This is a genomic window from Pseudomonas sp. Bc-h, assembly GCF_002080045.1.
Classification (GTDB): domain Bacteria; phylum Pseudomonadota; class Gammaproteobacteria; order Pseudomonadales; family Pseudomonadaceae; genus Aquipseudomonas.
The window spans coordinates 247,362-264,892 of record NZ_MUIN01000017.1 but is presented as its reverse complement, the minus strand read 5'-3'; the positions used below and the strand labels follow the sequence as shown (position 1 = coordinate 264,892).

General features: G+C 59.8%; 9 protein-coding genes. 4 read left to right on the top strand and 5 right to left on the bottom strand.

What is annotated here, in order from left to right; translation table 11 throughout:
- The first annotated feature begins 44 nt into the window (after positions 1 to 44).
- Positions 45 to 1,223 (top strand): acetyl-CoA C-acetyltransferase, encoded by a 1,179-nt coding sequence (locus BWR59_RS30480; RefSeq protein WP_081569374.1) that lies wholly within the window; start codon positions 45 to 47, stop codon positions 1,221 to 1,223.
- Between the two features lie 54 nt (positions 1,224 to 1,277).
- Here the strand turns inward: BWR59_RS30480 and mgtA are convergent, their stop codons facing one another.
- Complete coding sequence (gene mgtA / locus BWR59_RS30475; protein ID WP_081569373.1) at positions 1,278 to 4,013, bottom strand: magnesium-translocating P-type ATPase; 2,736 nt, start codon at positions 4,011 to 4,013, stop codon at positions 1,278 to 1,280.
- A 568-nt stretch (positions 4,014 to 4,581) separates the two neighbouring features.
- On the opposite strand from mgtA, the gene BWR59_RS30470 reads away from it, so the two are divergent.
- The 3 genes from BWR59_RS30470 to BWR59_RS30460 all read left to right on the top strand — a co-directional run bounded on the left by BWR59_RS30470 (position 4,582) and on the right by BWR59_RS30460 (position 9,002).
- The gene (locus BWR59_RS30470) at positions 4,582 to 5,598 is read left to right on the top strand and encodes a class I SAM-dependent methyltransferase (RefSeq protein ID WP_081569372.1); all 1,017 of its coding nucleotides are present in this window, start codon (positions 4,582 to 4,584) and stop codon (positions 5,596 to 5,598) included.
- Positions 5,599 to 5,709: 111 nt separating this feature from the next.
- Positions 5,710 to 8,685, top strand: a complete 2,976-nt coding sequence (locus BWR59_RS30465) for a DUF748 domain-containing protein (protein WP_081569371.1) — start codon at positions 5,710 to 5,712, stop codon at positions 8,683 to 8,685.
- Positions 8,686 to 8,714: 29 nt separating this feature from the next.
- Entirely contained in the window at positions 8,715 to 9,002 is a 288-nt protein-coding gene (locus BWR59_RS30460) for a DUF2845 domain-containing protein (RefSeq protein ID WP_081569370.1), read from the top strand.
- An 88-nt stretch (positions 9,003 to 9,090) separates the two neighbouring features.
- On the opposite strand, the gene BWR59_RS30455 is transcribed toward BWR59_RS30460, so the two are convergent.
- The 4 genes from BWR59_RS30455 to BWR59_RS30435 form a co-directional block, all read right to left on the bottom strand.
- Positions 9,091 to 10,770 carry a methyl-accepting chemotaxis protein gene (locus BWR59_RS30455; RefSeq protein ID WP_081569369.1) on the bottom strand — a complete coding sequence of 560 codons (1,680 nt, stop codon included), beginning with the start codon at positions 10,768 to 10,770 and terminating at the stop codon, positions 9,091 to 9,093.
- A gap of 1,772 nt (positions 10,771 to 12,542) precedes the next feature.
- The gene (locus BWR59_RS30445) at positions 12,543 to 13,916 is read right to left on the bottom strand and encodes an HlyD family type I secretion periplasmic adaptor subunit (protein ID WP_081569367.1); all 1,374 of its coding nucleotides are present in this window, start codon (positions 13,914 to 13,916) and stop codon (positions 12,543 to 12,545) included.
- Positions 13,906 to 16,059, bottom strand: a complete 2,154-nt coding sequence (locus BWR59_RS30440) for a type I secretion system permease/ATPase (protein WP_081569366.1) — start codon at positions 16,057 to 16,059, stop codon at positions 13,906 to 13,908. The genes BWR59_RS30445 and BWR59_RS30440 overlap by 11 nt, the downstream gene beginning before the upstream one ends.
- A gap of 64 nt (positions 16,060 to 16,123) precedes the next feature.
- Positions 16,124 to 17,473, bottom strand: a complete 1,350-nt coding sequence (locus tag BWR59_RS30435; protein WP_081569365.1) for a TolC family outer membrane protein — start codon at positions 17,471 to 17,473, stop codon at positions 16,124 to 16,126.
- Positions 17,474 to 17,531: the final 58 nt, after the last annotated feature.

The window sequence follows — 17,531 nt, the reverse complement described above, 5'->3', positions numbered from 1 at the left end:
TGAAGGTCCCGGCGCCTGAACCAACAACAGTGAGGATTCGTACCATGCAAGACGTCGTAATCGTTGCCGCCACCCGCACCGCGGTCGGCAGTTTCCAGGGTTCGCTGGCGAATATTCCTGCCGTTGACCTGGGTGCCGCTGTCATCCGCCAGCTGCTGGCGCAAACCGGTCTGGACCCGGCGCTGGTCGACGAAGTGATCATGGGTCAGGTGCTCACTGCCGGCGCTGGTCAAAACCCTGCGCGCCAAGCCTCGATCAAGGCTGGCCTGCCTTTCGCCGTACCCGCGATGACGCTGAACAAGGTCTGCGGCTCGGGCCTGAAAGCACTGCATCTGGGCACTCAGGCGATTCGCTGCGGCGACGCCGATGTGATCATCGCTGGCGGGCAGGAAAGCATGAGCCTGGCGAACTATGTCATGCCGGGCGCGCGCACCGGGCTGCGCATGGGCCACGCCACCATGGTCGACACCATGATCAGCGACGGCCTGTGGGATGCATTCAACGATTACCACATGGGCATCACTGCCGAAAACCTGGCGGAAAAGTACGAAATCAACCGTGAAGCGCAAGACGCTTTCGCGGCTTCGTCCCAGCAGAAAGCCGCTGCTGCCATCGAGGCCGGGCGTTTCGCCGACGAGATCACCCCGATCCTGATTCCGCAGCGCAAAGGCGACCCGATCTCCTTCGCCACCGACGAGCAGCCGCGCGCCGGCACCACCGCCGAATCTCTGGGCAAGCTCAAGCCAGCCTTCAAGAAAGACGGCACCGTCACGGCCGGTAACGCCTCGTCGCTGAACGACGGCGCTGCTGCAGTGATCTTGATGAGCGCGAAAAAGGCTGAAGAACTGGGCCTGCCAGTACTGGCTCGAATCGCTGCTTACGCCAACGCCGGTGTTGACCCTGCAATCATGGGCATCGGGCCGGTCAGCGCCACCCATCGCTGCCTGGACAAAGCCGGCTGGTCGCTGGACGAGCTGGACCTGATCGAAGCCAACGAAGCCTTCGCCGCGCAATCGCTGTCAGTGGGCAAAGAGCTGGGTTGGGACATGGAGAAGGTCAACGTCAACGGCGGCGCCATCGCCATCGGCCACCCGATCGGTGCATCGGGCTGCCGCGTGCTGGTGACGCTGCTGCATGAAATGATCAAACGCGATGCGAAGAAAGGTCTGGCGACCCTCTGCATTGGCGGTGGTCAGGGCGTGGCGCTGGCATTGGCGCGCTAAAGCCCGATGGTCGTGCCCACGTTCTGCGTGGGCACGATCAAACAGCCCAAAACATCACTGCCAACCAAACCTCCTCACATAAAACCCCTTCACCGCCTGCGTCAGCCCTACATACGCCAGCAGAATCACCGGCAGGATGACGAAGTACAGCGGTGGCAGCGCCTGCAATTTGAAATAGTGCGCCAGCGGCCCCATTGGCAGGAATATCCCTACGGCCATGATCACCCCGGTCATCACCATCAACGGCATGGCCGCGCGGCTTTGCAGAAACGGAATCTTCGGGGTGCGGATCATGTGCACGATCAGCGTCTGGGTCAGCAGCCCCACCACGAACCAGCCCGATTGAAACAGCGTTTGATGCTCTGGCGTGCTGGCGCCGAACACGTACCACATCACTACAAAGGTGGTGATGTCGAAGATCGAGCTGATCGGTCCGAAAAACATCATGAAGCGCCCAACGTCCGCAGGCTGCCAGCGCTGAGGCTTCTTCAGCAGTTCCTCGTCGACGTTATCGAACGGAATCGCGATCTGCGAAACGTCGTACAGCAGGTTTTGCACCAGCAGATGCATCGGCAGCATCGGCAGGAACGGAATGAACGCACTGGCGACCAGTACCGAGAACACGTTGCCGAAGTTGGAGCTGGCCGTCATCTTGATGTACTTGAGCATGTTGGCAAAAGTCCGACGCCCCTCCAGCACGCCCTCCTCCAGCACCATCAGGCTTTTTTCCAGCAGGATGATGTCTGCTGCTTCCTTGGCAATATCCACCGCACTGTCCACGGAAATCCCGATGTCGGCAGTGCGCAGGGCCGGCGCGTCGTTGATGCCGTCGCCCATGAACCCGACCACGTGCCCATTGGCTTTGAGCAGCCGCACGATGCGCTCCTTGTGGGAAGGCGTCAGCTTGGCGAAAACGTTGGTGGTCTCCACCGCCACGGCAAGTTCCGCGTCACTCATGCGCTCGACATCGCCACCCAGCAACAAGCCTTGCCGCTCAAGCCCGACTTCCCGGCAGATCTTCGCGGTCACGCGTTCGTTATCCCCGGTCAGCACTTTTACTGCCACGCCGTGATCGGCCAGAGCCTTGAGCGCAGGCGCGGTGCTTTCCTTGGGCGGGTCTAGAAATGCCACATAGCCGATCAGCGTCAGGTCGCTTTCGTCTGCCAGGCCATAGGCGTCACGCCCCTCAATCATGGACCGGGCAGCCACCGCCACCACGCGCAATCCTTCATCGTTGAACTCAGCGGTGACCTGCACAATGCGCTCCAGCAGCTCTGGGGTCAGTGCTTCCTCCGCTTCGCCGTGGCGCACACGCTTGCAGACGCCCAGCACTTCTTCCAGCGCGCCTTTGCAGATCAGCAGATGCGGCTGCCCCTGCTCTTGCACTACCACAGACATACGCCGCCGATTGAAGTCGAAAGGCACTTCATCGACTTTGCTGAAAGCCGTACCGACCCGCAGCTCGCGGTGGATTTCCACGTGCTCCAGCACCGCGACGTCCAGCAGGTTCTTCAGGCCGGTCTGGTAGTAGCTGTTCAGGTAGGCCATTTCCAGCACGTCATCGGACTCATCGCCCCAGACGTCCACATGCCGGGCGAGGAAAATCTTGTCCTGAGTCAGGGTGCCGGTCTTGTCGGTGCACAGCACGTCCATGGCACCGAAGTTCTGGATGGCATCCAGGCGTTTGACGATGACTTTCTTGCGCGACAGAAACACCGCGCCCTTGGCCAGCGTCGAGGTGACGATCATCGGCAGCATTTCCGGGGTCAGCCCGACCGCGATGGACAGCGCGAACAGCAGCGCCTCCATCCAGTCGCCCTTGGTGAAGCCATTGATGAACAGCACCAGCGGCGCCATGACGAACATGAAGCGGATCAGCAGCCAGCTGACTTTGTTGACGCCGGCCTGGAATGAGGTGGGCGCACGATCGGTGGCGCTGACACGTTGGGCCAAGGCACCGAAATAGGTGTTATTGCCGGTCGCAAGAATCACCCCGGTAGCCGATCCCGACACCACGTTGGTGCCCATGAACAGGATGTTTTCCAGATCCAGCGGGTTGCCGGTGTCGAGCGCCTGACGACGGGCGAATTTTTCTACCGGCATCGATTCGCCGGTCATCGCGGCCTGGCTGACGAACAGGTCCTTGGCACTCAGCACCCGGCAGTCGGCGGGAATCATGTCACCGGCCGAGAGCACGATCAGATCTCCCGGCACCAGTTGCTTGATCGGCAGTTCGATACGCTGTTTGCCAGTGTCCTGGGGCTGGTCGCCAGACACCTCTGCGCGGCGCATCACGGTAGCGGTGTTGCTGACCATGGCCTTGAGCGCATCCGCCGCCTGATTGGAGCGTGTTTCCTGCCAGAATCGCAGCAGCGTCGAGAGCACCACCATGGAGAAGATCACGGTGGCGGCTTTCATGTCCTCGGTGAGCCAGGAGATGAATGCCAGCAAGGTCAGCAGCAGATTGAAGGGGTTCTTGTAGCAGTGCCACAGATGCACCCACCACGGCAGCGGTTGTTCGTGCTCGACCTCGTTGAGGCCATGTTTCTCACGAAGCGCCAGGGCTTCGGTCTCGGTCAGGCCTTCGTGATGGCTGTCCAGCCGCGTGAGCAACTCGGGCACGTCGCTGCTGGCGCCGCGGGTCAGAGTTTGCGCCAGCGTTGGCGGTACTTCGCGGCTGACGGTGGCGTCGGTCACGCTGTCGAGCATTGCCAACCGACGGAAGTGCCGGGCGAAATGACGAGTCCGCAGAAATCCTGCGAAGAACTCTTTCAGAAGGATGAATTTCATGGCTGTGTCCCCTGGACTGAAGGGATTACGACTAAAAAGGCCCAGGCAGGTACGACCGACCGCATGCCGCATCCACAAGGATCGGCACGCGAAGGCTGGCCCGCGACCGAAAGGCCGCGCGGGTGTGACATCAGGAAAGGGACAGGGAGGTTCCCTCTGCAGCAGTCCGGCTTGCCGGTGGGAGCGATCTCGAAGAACGCCGCCGCTGGCAAGCCTGACTGCTACGGGAGTAAAACGCTGCCGCTTCTCGCATTTTTCGGCGAGACAGCGGCAGCCAAATGACTGCGCGTTATCTTGCCGAGGATTGGCCGGTCATCGAACCCGGCTGACGTCTGTCACTCGAACTAGTACCCACTGTGGGTCTCCGCTTTGGTTGAAAACGGGCGAAGAATACGCCCGGCATTTATGAGAGTAAACCGCCATTACAGGCCCGCCAGGACTATCCTTCAGGGCTTCAGGATTGGTTCAGGAATAGCCATCGTGTCCAGGCACCTGGTACAGGCCATAACACCGCCAAAGACCAAACTGCTAAACTTGCGCGCCTTATTCCAGCTCCAAGGCGCCGCGCATGTCTTCGTTGAATCAGGCGCTCAGCGTCGCCCTCGATAACCGTCAATCCCTGCTCGCCGAACTGCACGCCCAAGGCACCGATTGCTATCGCCTGTTTCACGGCAGCCAAGAGGGCGCCAGCGGCCTGACCATCGACCGATACGGCCCGCAACTGCTGGTGCAAAGCTTCCACACAGGTCTGGATCGAGACTCGCTGCTCGCCCTGCACGCCGCCATCAACGCGCGCCTGGGGCTTGATCTGATGCTGGTCTACAACGACCGCTCACAGGGCAACTCGCGAATCGATCGCACCGACGCCGTCTATAAAGCAGAAGACGCCGCGCTGGTAGATCTGGTGGGGCACGAATGGGGGTTGAATTATCGGGTTCGCGGCCGCCATGCCGGGCAGGATCCGCTGTTGTTTCTTGACCTGCGCAACGCCCGCGGCTGGGTGAAAGATCACGCCAAAGGCAAGAGCGTGCTCAACCTGTTCGCCTACACCTGCGGGGTTGGCTTAAGTGCCGCGGCAGGCGGCGCGCGCGAGGTGTGGAATCTGGATTTCGCAGAAGGGAACCTTGCGGTGGGTCGGGAGAACGGCGAGCTGAACCCGCAATTGCCGGAAATGCAGTTCATCCAGTCCGACTACTTTCCAGCGATCCGCCAACTCGCTGGCCTGCCGATCGCCTCTCGTCGCGGCCACAAACTGCCTTCCTACACCCGCCTCGAACAACGCCTGTTCGACTTGGTGCTGCTCGACCCACCCGCATGGGCGAAAAGCGCGTTCGGCACTGTCGATCTGTTGCGCGACTATCAAAGTCTGCTCAAACCGGCCCTGCTGACCACTGCCGAAAACGGTGTTCTGATCTGTTGCAACAACCTGGCGAAGGTCAGCATGGATGATTGGCGCGACCAGGTACTGCGTTGCGCAAGCAAGATCGGCCGCCCTGTTCGTGACTGCCAAGTGCTCACGCCAGGCGCCGATTTTCCGTCATTGGACCAGCAGCCCCCGCTCAAGACCTTGATCTTGCAACTCTGATCACTTGCGGGCAGCAGGGAAATTTCCCACAAGGATCGAGGACTCGGCTTCGGAACCAGATTGACGTGCCATACTCAAAGGCACCTCACACCGAGAGAGTTGGCGACCTACATGCCCAAAGGATTGAAACGCGCCATTGGCGCCTTGCTGGCCGTCTTCGCAATCTACAGCTTGCTGGGATTCTTCATCCTGCCGGGCATTGCGTTGCGGGTGATCAACCAACAACTGGCCAACTACGCCACGGTCCCGGCCAAACTGGACCGTCTGGAGCTCAACCCCTACAGCCTTGAGGTCACGTTGTGGGGCCTGAGCATTGGCGCACCGGGCAAGGAACAGATCGGTTTCGAGCGCCTGTACGCCAATCTGCAGATCGACAGTCTCTGGACCAAAGCCCTGCACCTCGAGGCTGTGGAGCTGGACAAACCCAAGACCGAGCTGCTGTTTTCCAAGGACGGCACCCTGAACCTGGCCGGGCTGTTCAAGCTGCCGCCGAGCGAACCTGCAAAACCGGACGAACCACCGAGCAAGCCCTTCCCACTACGAATCGGCGAGATCAAGCTCGCCGACGGCTACGTGCATTTTCAGGATCTGCGCCCCAGCGAACCCATCGAATTCCTCTACAACGCGCTCAATTTCGAGCTGAAGAACCTCAGCACTCTGCCCGAGGACAACGCCGACATGACCCTCGTGGCGGTCGGCCCGGCAGGTGGGCAGATCGACTGGGTAGGCCGTATCAGCCTGGTGCCCATTACCTCCGAAGGTACGCTGAAAGTCACCGACGGCAAGATGAAGGTCTGGTGGCCGTACGTGCGTGACGCGCTGCCGCTGGTTTTGAAGGACGGCAACTTCAGTCTCGACACTCATTACAAGCTGAGCCTGGACAAAGGCACCGAGTTGCTGCTGGACAACACGTCTCTGAGTGTCGCGCCGTTCGCCATCGACGCGCCGGACGGTCGGCCGCTGGTGCGTTTGAAAAAGCTCGACGTCAGCGAAACATCGATCGATCTGGCCAAGCAACTGGTGACCGTGGGCAAAATCCGCAGCGAAGGCCTGGAAACCTGGGCAGCGCGGGAGTCGGACGGGCAGCTCGATTGGCAGAAACTGTTCGCCAGCCAGCCGTCAAAAAGCGAAGAGAAAAACACGCAGGAAGAAAAGCAGCAACCGGCCACAGCATCAGGCGCCGAGACTGACGCCGCCGCGTCTGCCGCGCCAAGCAAACCTTGGCAAGTGCTGCTACGTGACACCCAACTGCGCGACTACCGCATTCATCTGGCCGACAAAGTGCCCAAAGAGCCTGTTGCGCTGGAAGTCGGCCCGCTCAACCTCGACATGACCAATTTCGACAGTCTCAACCAGTCGCCTTTCAACCTGAAGCTCGACACCGGGCTGGGTAAACAGGGCAAGATCACCGCCGAAGGTGAGGTCAACCTCGCCCCAGTGCGCGCCAAACTCAATGTCACCACGCGGGACATCGATTTGCGAGTGGCTCAGTCCTATGTCACGCCGTTCATTCGCCTTGAAGTGCGCAGCGGCATGCTCAATACCGATCTGGCGGTCGATCTCAAGAGCACCGAGCCGCTGGCGTTGGGCATCACCGGCAAGGCGCAGGTCGATCAACTGCATACGCTGGACACACTCAAATCACGAGACTTCGTGAAGTGGCAGCGCTTGAACGTCGACGGCGTGAACTTCCAGCTCGGCGACAGCCTGAGCATTGCTTCGGTCAACCTCGAGCAGCCCTACGCCCGTTTCGTGATCGCCGATGACCGCACCACCAACATCGACGACCTACTGATTCCACAGCCAGCCGACGGCAGCCCGGCCCCGGCCAAAGGAGCTTCAAAGCCAGCCTCCCCGGCCAAGCCTGCCTCGAATGAAAAACCGATGGGCATTCACATCGGCGAGGTGAATATCAATAACGGTTCGGCCAACTTCGCCGACTTTAGCCTCACGCCCAACTTCGCCACGGCCGTTCAACAGCTCAACGGTAAGATCGGCACCCTGGACAATCGCCAGGACAAACCGGCGCCGGTGGACATCAAGGGCAAGGTCGACCGCTATGCTCCGGTCACCATCAAAGGCGCGCTCAACCCCTTCAACCCGCTGGCCAGTCTGGACATCGCCACCAGCTTCAAGCGCGTGGAACTGACGACGCTGACGCCTTACTCGGGCAAATTCGCCGGTTACCGGATTCGCAAGGGCCGGTTGAATCTGGACCTGCATTATCTGATCACCAAAGGCCAGCTCAAGGCCGAGAACAAGGTGGTGGTCGAGCAGCTGCAACTGGGTGAGAAAGTCGACAGCCCTGACGCCGTGAACCTGCCATTGAAGTTGGCTGTGGCGCTGTTGAAAGACGTCGACGGCAAGATTTCCATCGAGCTGCCGGTGACCGGCGACCTGAACAACCCGCAATTCAGCGTCATGCCGATCGTCTGGCAAACACTGCGCAATCTCGTCGTGAAAGCCGCTGCGGCGCCGTTCAAGTTCATTGCCGGGCTGGTCAGTGGCGGCGGCTCGGAAGATCTGGGCACGGTGGCGTTCGCGCCGGGTTCGGATGAGTTGAGCGGCGAAGCTCAGGGTTCGCTGGATAAACTGGCCGCGGCGTTGAAAGAACGCCCTGCCCTGCGCCTTGAAATTGAAGGCACCAGCGCGGAAGCCAGCGACGGTCCGCTGATTGCCCAGCAACGTCTGGAGCGCGAGTACCAGAGCACGTACTACAAGATCCTCCAGCGCCGTGGCGACAAAGTGCCTGCGCAGGCCAGCGACTTGAAAGTGCCGGACAATGAGAAGCCGCCAATGCTCGAAGGCATCTACCGCACGCGCCTCAAAGGTCAGCCACCGGCTGAATGGGTCGATCTGGGCAAGGAAGAACGGCAGAACAAGATGCGCGACGCGGTGCTCAAATCCTGGAGTTCCAGTGCCCTGCTGTTGCGTCAATTGGGTCAGGCCCGCGCGGGCAGCATCAAGGACTATCTGGTGGACAAGGGGCAATTATCCGATGATAGAGTCTACTTCGTTGACGCAAGTCTCGGTCAGCCGGAGAAAGACGGTCGCGTCATCAGCCCCCTGCATCTGGATAGCGAGTAATAAATTTGAAGAGCTTTTTACCCAAGGCCATGTTCATTCTCGGTCTGACAGCGTTGAGCGGTATGGCACAGTCCGACTCATTGCGATGTGGCAGTCAGTTGATCAGTGTTGGCGACCGCATGGGTGAGGTGCAGCAGAAATGCGGCCAGCCGATCAGCCAGGACATCATCGGCTACAAAGAGACAGTTAACCATTTCCGCCAGGTCGATCAGGTGCAGGTCCAGGAATGGGTCTATGGCCCGAACAACGGGATGTACCAGTACCTGCGTTTCGAAGGCGGCCGGTTGGTCGGGATCGACAGCAAGCGCGGTCGGTAAGCCTGCTGCATTCGCCTTTGTAAATGTGGGAGGGAGCTTGCTCCCTCCCACTGGGGATGTACGTTCAACCCAGAAATGCCGGGTTACTTCAAATCCTGAACTGTTTCACCAATCCACCCAACCGATCCCCCAGATCCGTCAGGCTGCGCGCAGTGAGTGCGCCGCCCTGGGCATCGTCGGCCACGGTGTCAACGGCCTGAGCGATCTGGGTCATGCTGCGACTGATCTCTTCGGCGACGGCAGTCTGTTCTTCCGATGCGCTGGCGATCTGCGCGTTCATGTCGTTGATGGTTTCGATCAACTGCCCGATGGCATCCAGCGAAGTCCCCGCCTCGTTGGCCAGTTCGCCTGTGGTCTTGCCGGTGTCGCTGGATCGACTCATTGCCACCGTGGCTTCCTGCGCTCCGCGTTGCAGCGAGGTAATCATCTCGTGGATTTCCTGGGTGCTTTGCTGGGTGCGGCTGGCCAATGCACGAACCTCGTCGGCCACCACTGCAAAACCACGACCCGCATCCCCTGCCCGCGCCGCTTCAATGGCAGCGTTGAGCGCCAGGAGGTTGGTCTGTTCAGCCACTGAGCGAATCACATCGACCACGGTCGCGATGGACTGCACATCCTGACGCAGGTTATCCAGCGACGAGCTACTGTCTCCGATTTCTCCGATCAGCGCATGAATGCTGTCGATGCTTTTATTCACCACGGTTTTTGCATCCAGCCCCACGTCGCTGGTCTTGCGCGCGGCCTGTGAGGCGCCTTGCGCACTGATGGAAACCTGGTGGGCCGCCGAAGACATTTCGTGAATGGCGGTCGCGACCTGATCGGTTTCCTGACGCTGGCGCCCCATGGCCTCTTCCGAACGCTGCGCCTGTGAAGACATGTCGCTGACCAGGCCATTGAGCTGGCCGGTCATTTCCGCGATCTGCCGCACCAGCCCGTGAATCTTCTCGACGAACTGGTTGAACGACTTGGCCAGCGCGCCCAATTCGTCGTTGCTGGTCTCCGGCAGACGCCGCGTCAGGTCGCCGTCTCCCGCCGCGATGTCGTCCAGATTCTGTTTGATCACCAGCACCGGCTTGACCAACCCGTTGCCCATGAACACGCCGATCAGCGCAACGATGATCAATAAGACGGCGACGATGGCCACGATCAGCGCCGCCGAAGAGCCAATGCGGCTCTGCGTGGATGCGGCGATGGCTGCGACCTGTTGATCGATATCGTCCAGATTGGCCTGGGTGCCGAACGCCAGGTCCCACTTCTGCAAGTAGTTGGTGTAGCCGAGTTTCGGAATCGGCTTGTCGCTGCCCGGCGTGGTCCAGTCGTAACGGAAGAAATGGGTGCCGTCTTTGGCTTTGTCCACCAGGCCGCGAATCACGTAAACGCCGTTGGCGTCCTTGGCGTCGGAAAAGTTCTTACCGATGTCCAGATCCTTGTCGGCCCAGAACACCCGCACGTACTGCGAGTTGTAGCCGAAGAAGTAACTGGCCTTGTCGTATTGCAGGCTCTTGAGGACTTTAAGTGCGCGGTCGCGAGCTTCCATGTCGCCGGGTGCCGATGCATCGTAGATCGGCTTGATCGCTGCTTCGCCGATCTGCTGGTAGTTCTTCAGCGACAGCTTGCGCTCTTCGAGCAACAGCGCGCGGGTCTGTTCGACCTCCTCGGCAGCCAGCTTCTGCAGTACCACCCAGGTGATGCAGCTGATCACCGCAGCGAGCAACAGGCTCGGGATGATGGCAAGGAGAATGACCTTGCGGCGTAGGTTCAACGTCACGACGATTTCCTTTATATGCAGGAAGAATCATTTTCAAAAAATGACCAGTAGCTCTTGTGGTTAATGGCCGTGTGGACGACAGCTTCAGCTATCCGTATCGCTGGATTGCCCGGGATCTTTAGGGCAATGACCCAATAAATTACGACCGAAATATGTCACAAGGCTACTATCCGAGAGGATGATCGACAGACGTGATGGGGCTGTGGTGGGGCTAGGCCTAAGCGGTGATTCTGGCGGGAGAATTCGGCCTGCTTTTGATTCTGGGCAAAGCCCGTGGGAGGGAGCTTGCTCGCGAAGCGGTGAGTCAGTCGACATGGATGTGCCTGGACTGACGCTTTCGCGAGCAAGCTCCCTCCCACAGGGTTTGCATCAAAGGAGGTAGCGCCGCGTCGAGCCCAGTGCCGCAGGATCAACGCTCGTGCAACGCCTCGGACCGAGCCATCAGCACAGGCTTGAGCAGATAGCTGAGGACGGGGCTGATGCATGACTCTGGAGGGACAACTCGGACTGCTTTTGATTCTGGGCGAAGCCCGTGGGAGGGAGCTTGCTCGCGAAAGCGGTGAATCAGTCGACATCAATATGTCTGGACTGACGCTTTCGCGAGCAAGCTCCCTCCCACNGCATGACTCTGGAGGGACAACTCGGACTGCTTTTGATTCTGGGCGAAGCCCGTGGGAGGGAGCTTGCTCGCGAAAGCGGTGAATCAGTCGACATCAATATGTCTGGACTGACGCTTTCGCGAGCAAGCTCCCTCCCACAGGGTTTGCATCAAGGAGGTAGCGCCGCGTCGAGCCCAGTGCCGCAGGATCAACGCTCGTGCAACGCCTCGGCGCGAGCCTTCAGGACTGGCTTGAGCAGATAGCTGAGGACGGGGCTGAGGCATGACTCTGGAGGGACAACTCGGACTGCTTTTGATTCTGGGCGAAGCCCGTGGGAGGGAGCTTGNGGCTTGAGCAGATAGCTGAGGACGGGGCTGAGGCATGACTCTGGAGGGACAACTCGGACTGCTTTTGATTCTGGGCGAAGCCCGTGGGAGGGAGCTTGCTCGCGAACGCGGTGAATCAATCGACATGAATGTGCCTGGACTGACGCTTTCGCGAGCAAGCTCCCTCCCACAGGGTTTGCATCAAGCAGTTGGCACTGCGGCGAGCCCAGTGCCGCAGGATCAACGCTCGTGCAGGGCCTCGGCGCGAGCCTTCAGGACAGGCTTGAGCAGATAGCTGAGGACGGGGCTGAGGCATGACTCTGGAGGGACAACTCGGACTGCTTTTGATTCTGGGCGAAGCCCGTGGGAGGGAGCTTGCTCGCGAAAGCGGTGAATCAGTCGACATGAATGTGTCTGGACTGACGCTTTCGCGAGCAAGCTCCCTCCCACAGGGGTTGCATCAAGCAGTTGGCACCAGCGCCGCAGGATCAACGCTCGTGCAGGGCCTCGGCGCGAGCCTTCAGAACAGGCTTGAGCAGATAGCTGAGGACGGGGCCGAGGCATGACTTCTGGCGGGAGAATTCGGCCTGCTTTTGATTCTGGGCGAAGCCCGTGGGAGGGAGCTTGCTCGCGAAAGCGGTGAATCAGTCGACATGAATGTGTCTGGACTGACGCTTTCGCGAGCAAGCTCCCTCCCACAGGGCGAAGCCCGTGGGAGGGAGCTTGCTCGCGAAAGCGGTGAATCAGTCGACATGAATGTGTCTGGACTGACGCTTTCGCGAGCAAGCTCCCTCCCACAGGGTTTGCATCAAGGAGGTAGCACCGCGTCGAGCCCAGTGCCGCAGGATCAACGCTCGTGCAGGGCCTCGGCGCGAGCCTTCAGAACAGGCTTGAGCAGATAGCTGAGGATGCTTTTCTTGCCGGTGATGATGTCCACCGAGGCGACCATGCCGGGGATGATCAGCAGTGGATGCTCATCGGTGCCCAGGTGGCTGCGGTCGGTGCGCAACTTGATCACGTAGTAGGTGTTCTTCTTGTCCTCGTCCTGAACGGTGTCGGCACCGATCTGTTCCAGCTTGCCCTTGAGGCCACCGTAAATGGTGTAGTCATAGGCGGTGAACTTGATCATCGCTTCCTGGCCCGGGTGCAGGAACGCAATGTCCTGCGGGCGAATGCGCGCTTCGACCAGCAGGGTATCGTCCAGCGGCACGACTTCAGCAATATCGCTGCCCGGCTGGATAACGCCGCCCACGGTGTTGACCAGCATCTGCTTGACGATCCCGCGCACGGGCGAAGTCACCATGGTGCGGTTGACCCGGTCTTCCAGACCCTTGGCGGTGGATTGCGCCTTGGAAAGATTGGTGCGCGCCTCGTTCAACTGTGTCAGCGCGTCGCTGCGGAATTTGCCGCGCGTCTCATCGATCTTGCGTTGAACCTCGGCAATCGCAGCCTGTGCACGGGGAATCGCCAGAGTGGTGCCATCCAGTTGACCGCGGGTTTCAACTTCGGAACGCTTCAGCCGCAAGATATCCACAGGTGAAACCGCGCCCTGCGCAACCAGTGGCTCGGACATACCGATTTCCTGACGTAGCAGACCCAGGCTGTTGCGGTACTGCTCTTGCTTGGAGCCGAACTCGCGCAACTCCTGCTGACGCTGAATCAGTTGCTGTTGCAGACCACCCACCTCATCGGCCAACTGCTGACGGCGGCTCTTGTACAGCGACTCTTCGTTGGCAGCCTGGCTGGCGGCGGTCTTGCGAGCATCGGCGCTGATGTTCAAGGGGCGGTCATCGACCTCTGCACTCAGGCGCTCCACGCGCAATTCCATGGCCACGCGATCGGCTTCGGTTTCCCCGACGTTGGAGGCAAAGCGAGTGTCGTCCAGACGAATCAAGGGCGCGCCGGCGTCGACGATCTGGCCGTCATGGGCGTAAATCTCGGCGACGATCCCGCCTTCCAGGTTCTGGATCTTCTGGATCTTGGTCGAAGGAATTGCCTTGCCTTCGCCCTTGGTCACTTCGTCGATTACCGCGAAGTTGGCCCACAGCACCAGAAAAGTGAAAAACGCGATGACCGCCCAGATGGTCAGGCGCACGATACGTGGCGCGTCGTCGACCAATGCCTTTTCCACTTCAGGCATTGGCTGCCCGTCGAGGCTGGGCGAACCCTTGAAATAGCCGAACAGACCACCGCCGGAATTTGGACCCGATTTAAGCAACACTGATCTGCCCCTTCTTCAACGCTTCCATCACGGCGGCTTTCGGGCCGTCGGCGAGAATCTGGCCACGGTCGATCACCAGCAGGCGATCGACCAGCGAGAGCAGTGATGCCCGGTGTGTCACAAGAATCACGGTTTTTTTCTCGATAACGGCTTGCAGGCGCTGTTTCAAGCGTTCTTCGCCGGTGTTGTCCATAGCGCTGGTCGGTTCGTCCAGCAGCAGAATCGGAGGGTTGAGCAGCAGTGCCCGAGCCAGCGCAACGTTCTGACGCTGACCGCCGGAGAGGTTCTGCCCCCGCTCGCCCACTTGCAGTTCGTAGCCTTGCGGATGCAGACGGGCAAACTCGTGCACGCCTGCCAGTTCGGCAGCTTGCAGCACCATTTCGTCGTCGACATAGCGCGCGCCGGACACCAGGTTGTCGCGCAGAGTACCCGCCAACAACTGAATGTCTTGCGGCACATAACCGATGTTGTGGCGCAGTTCGCTGACGTCGATCTGGCGGATGTCCACGCCGTCCACCAGCAGCGAACCGTCATCCGGCTGATACAGCCCGACCAGCAGCTTGGCCAGCGAGCTTTTGCCCGAACCACTACGGCCGATGATCCCGATCTTCTCGCCCGGACGAACCACCAGATTGATGTGCTTCAGAGCCAGATTCTGCTGGTTCGGGTAGGTGAAATCGACGTTGCGGAATTCCATTGCGCCTTGCAGGACCTGACGGCTGAGGGGGCGCTCGTCAAAGTTGCGCTCTTGCGGCAGTTCCATCATCTGGTCGACCGAAACCATGGTCACTTTGGCCTGCTGGTAGCGAGTCAACAGGCCCGACAACTGCGCCAACGGGCCCAGCGCGCGACCGCTGAGCATGTAACAGGCCACCAGCCCGCCCATGCTGAGGTTGCCGTCGATGATCATGTACACGCCAAAGCAGATCATCGCCACGCCAGCCAGTTGCTGGATAAGCAAAGTGATGTTCATCGCAAGGCCAGACAGAATCTTGACTCGCAGTTCCAGACGGCTGAGGGTGCCGATCGTCTGTTCCCAGTGATATTGACGCTCGCTCTCGGCGTTGTTGACCTTGACCGCATCCAGCCCGGCGAGGGTTTCGATCAGGCTCGACTGACGTTCTGCGCCGAGCGCCATGGTGCGCTCAAGCGTTGCAGTCAGCGGCTTTTGCAACAGATGACCGATGCCCAGCGCCAGCGGGAAGGCGACAATCGGAATCCACACCAGATGCCCGCCCAGCAGCGCGATCACCAACAGGATGATCAGGGTGAACGGCAGGTCGATCAGGCTGGTGAGCGTCAACGACGTCAAAAAGTCGCGCATGCCCTGAAATTCATGGATGTTCTGGGCATAGCTGCCGACGCGCGCCGGACGAAACTTCATTGCCATGCCGACGATGCGCTCGAACAGCGTGGCGGAAATGATCAGGTCGGTCTTCTTACCGGCCAGGTCCAGGCACAAGCTGCGCAGGCCTTTAAGCAGAAGATCGAACAGGTAGGCGCCGCAGATGCCGGCCGCCAGTACCCACAACGTCGCGGTCGCCTGGTTCGGCACCACGCGGTCGTAGACGTTCATCACAAACAGAGGGGCCGCCAGGGCGATCAGGTTGATCACCAGACTTGCAGCAATCGCGTCGGCATACAGCCAGCGCGACAGCTTGAGGGTGTCCTTGAACCAGGAGCGCGCTCGGGGAATGAGCGAGCCTTTGGTCACGTCGAACTTATGTTGCGGTTGGGCGAAAAACACCTTGCCGCTGTAGTCCTGAGCCAGCGCCTCGCGCTCCACTCGTACTTCACCGCCATCGCTTTCGCTGATCAGCAGACGAGCAACGTCATTTTCCCAGCCCAGCAGGACAGCACAACGGCCTTCCTTTAATAGCAGCATCGCCGGCAGCGCAATGGCCGGAATCTGTTCCAGCTTGCGCACCAGCAGACGTCCCTGCAAACCGGCGCGGGCTGCGGCGCGAGGTAGCAGATCCGGGCTCAGTCGCTGGTCGGGCAACGGCAGGCCGGTGCTCAACATCGCCCGGCTCGCTGGTTTGTGATGCAGGGCACAGAGTGTCAGCAAACCGTCCAGCAACGGATCATCATGCTGGCTGCGCGGATCATGACCTAGTTGAGCCGAAGGTAATTCCAAATCCACGCTGACACTCTCTTTAGCTTTAGCAATTAAAAGAAGCTGGCTCCTGACGCAAGCGCGTCAAGAATCAGTTCATGCCCGGCAGTTTTACTGTCGGTTTTATATCGTTCTGCACAACCGATGCCAGCGGAGCCACGACGCCCTGACTTTTCAGCAAGGTGCCGATGTCGGCTTGAATGCGATATTGGGTGTACGTTTTCAGACTCTGCAGTTGCACAAGGCGCTGCTGCGCGGTGAACAACTCGTTCTCGCTGTCGAGAAGGTCGAGCAGGGTACGCTCTCCGAGGCTGAATTGCTGCTGATACGACGTACGGACGCTGGTCGCTCGATCAACGTACTGTTGAGCGATCGGCACTTGAGCCGAAGCGTTGTTGTAGGCGTTCCAGGCCAGGCCCAGCTCTTCGTTCAACTGGCGCAGCGCGTTGTTGCGGATGTCCAGCGCCTGCGAGGCCAGATACGACTTGGAACTCAGGTCGGCCTTGTTGCTGCCACCGGCATACAGGTTGAACTGCATGCGCACCATCGCCTCCCAGCCATTGTTGTGACCTTCGTCGCCACCGACGTTATTGTCGGCATTGCGGCCCAGGTCCAGATCGAAGCGTGGTGAGAAGGTCGACTTGGCAGCGTCGTACTGTTTCTCGGCAGCGGCGATGTCCGCTTCAGCCGAACGCAGTACCGGGCTGTTGTCGAGCATTTGACGACGCGCTTCTTGCAAATCAACCGGCATCAGCGCGAAGGGTGCTGGTTTTTCCAGCTGATCCGGCACGATACCCACAGCGCTCAAGTAGTTGGTCTGGGCGTCGGCCAGGTTGGTCTGTTCGGTGATCAGGTTGTTTTGCGCCTGCGCCAGACGGGCGTCGGCCTGATCCATATCTGCCATTCGTCCGACACCACGGCTGGTGCGCAACTTGATCTGGTCGTAGATACGTTCATGACTTTTCAGATTTTCTTCGGCCAGGCGAACCATCTCGCGCTGTGTAAGAACATCGATATAGACCTGCGCAACTGTCAAGGCAGTACGCTCGGAAGTATTCAACAATGAGTACGCCCGAGAATTGGCGGTGGCTTGTTGACGCCCAACTTCGTTAGTTGTGGCGAAACCGTCAAAGAGCATTTGGCGAAGCCGTATGGCAGACTCGCCGCGGTTCATTGTCTTCCAGTCGTTGTTGCCACTTTCCGCACGCGTCGACGGCGTATCCGAACCTGCCCTTCCGTAGCCCGCTGTCACGTCGACACGCGGCAGGTAACCACCCTTGGCCGCACGAACTGCGTAGTCCTGCGCGATACGAGCGTTGACGCCTGCCTGAACCTCGGGATGTTCCTGCATGGCCTTCCGCATGGCTTCTGGCAAGGTTTGTGCCTGCACGAAGCCGACCGAAAGAACGAATGGTACGACGGTGAGAAATTGCACACGCATTTGGATACTTCCCCGAGAACGAACTTGTTCAAATGCAGCAATAAGAGGTCGCTGCATC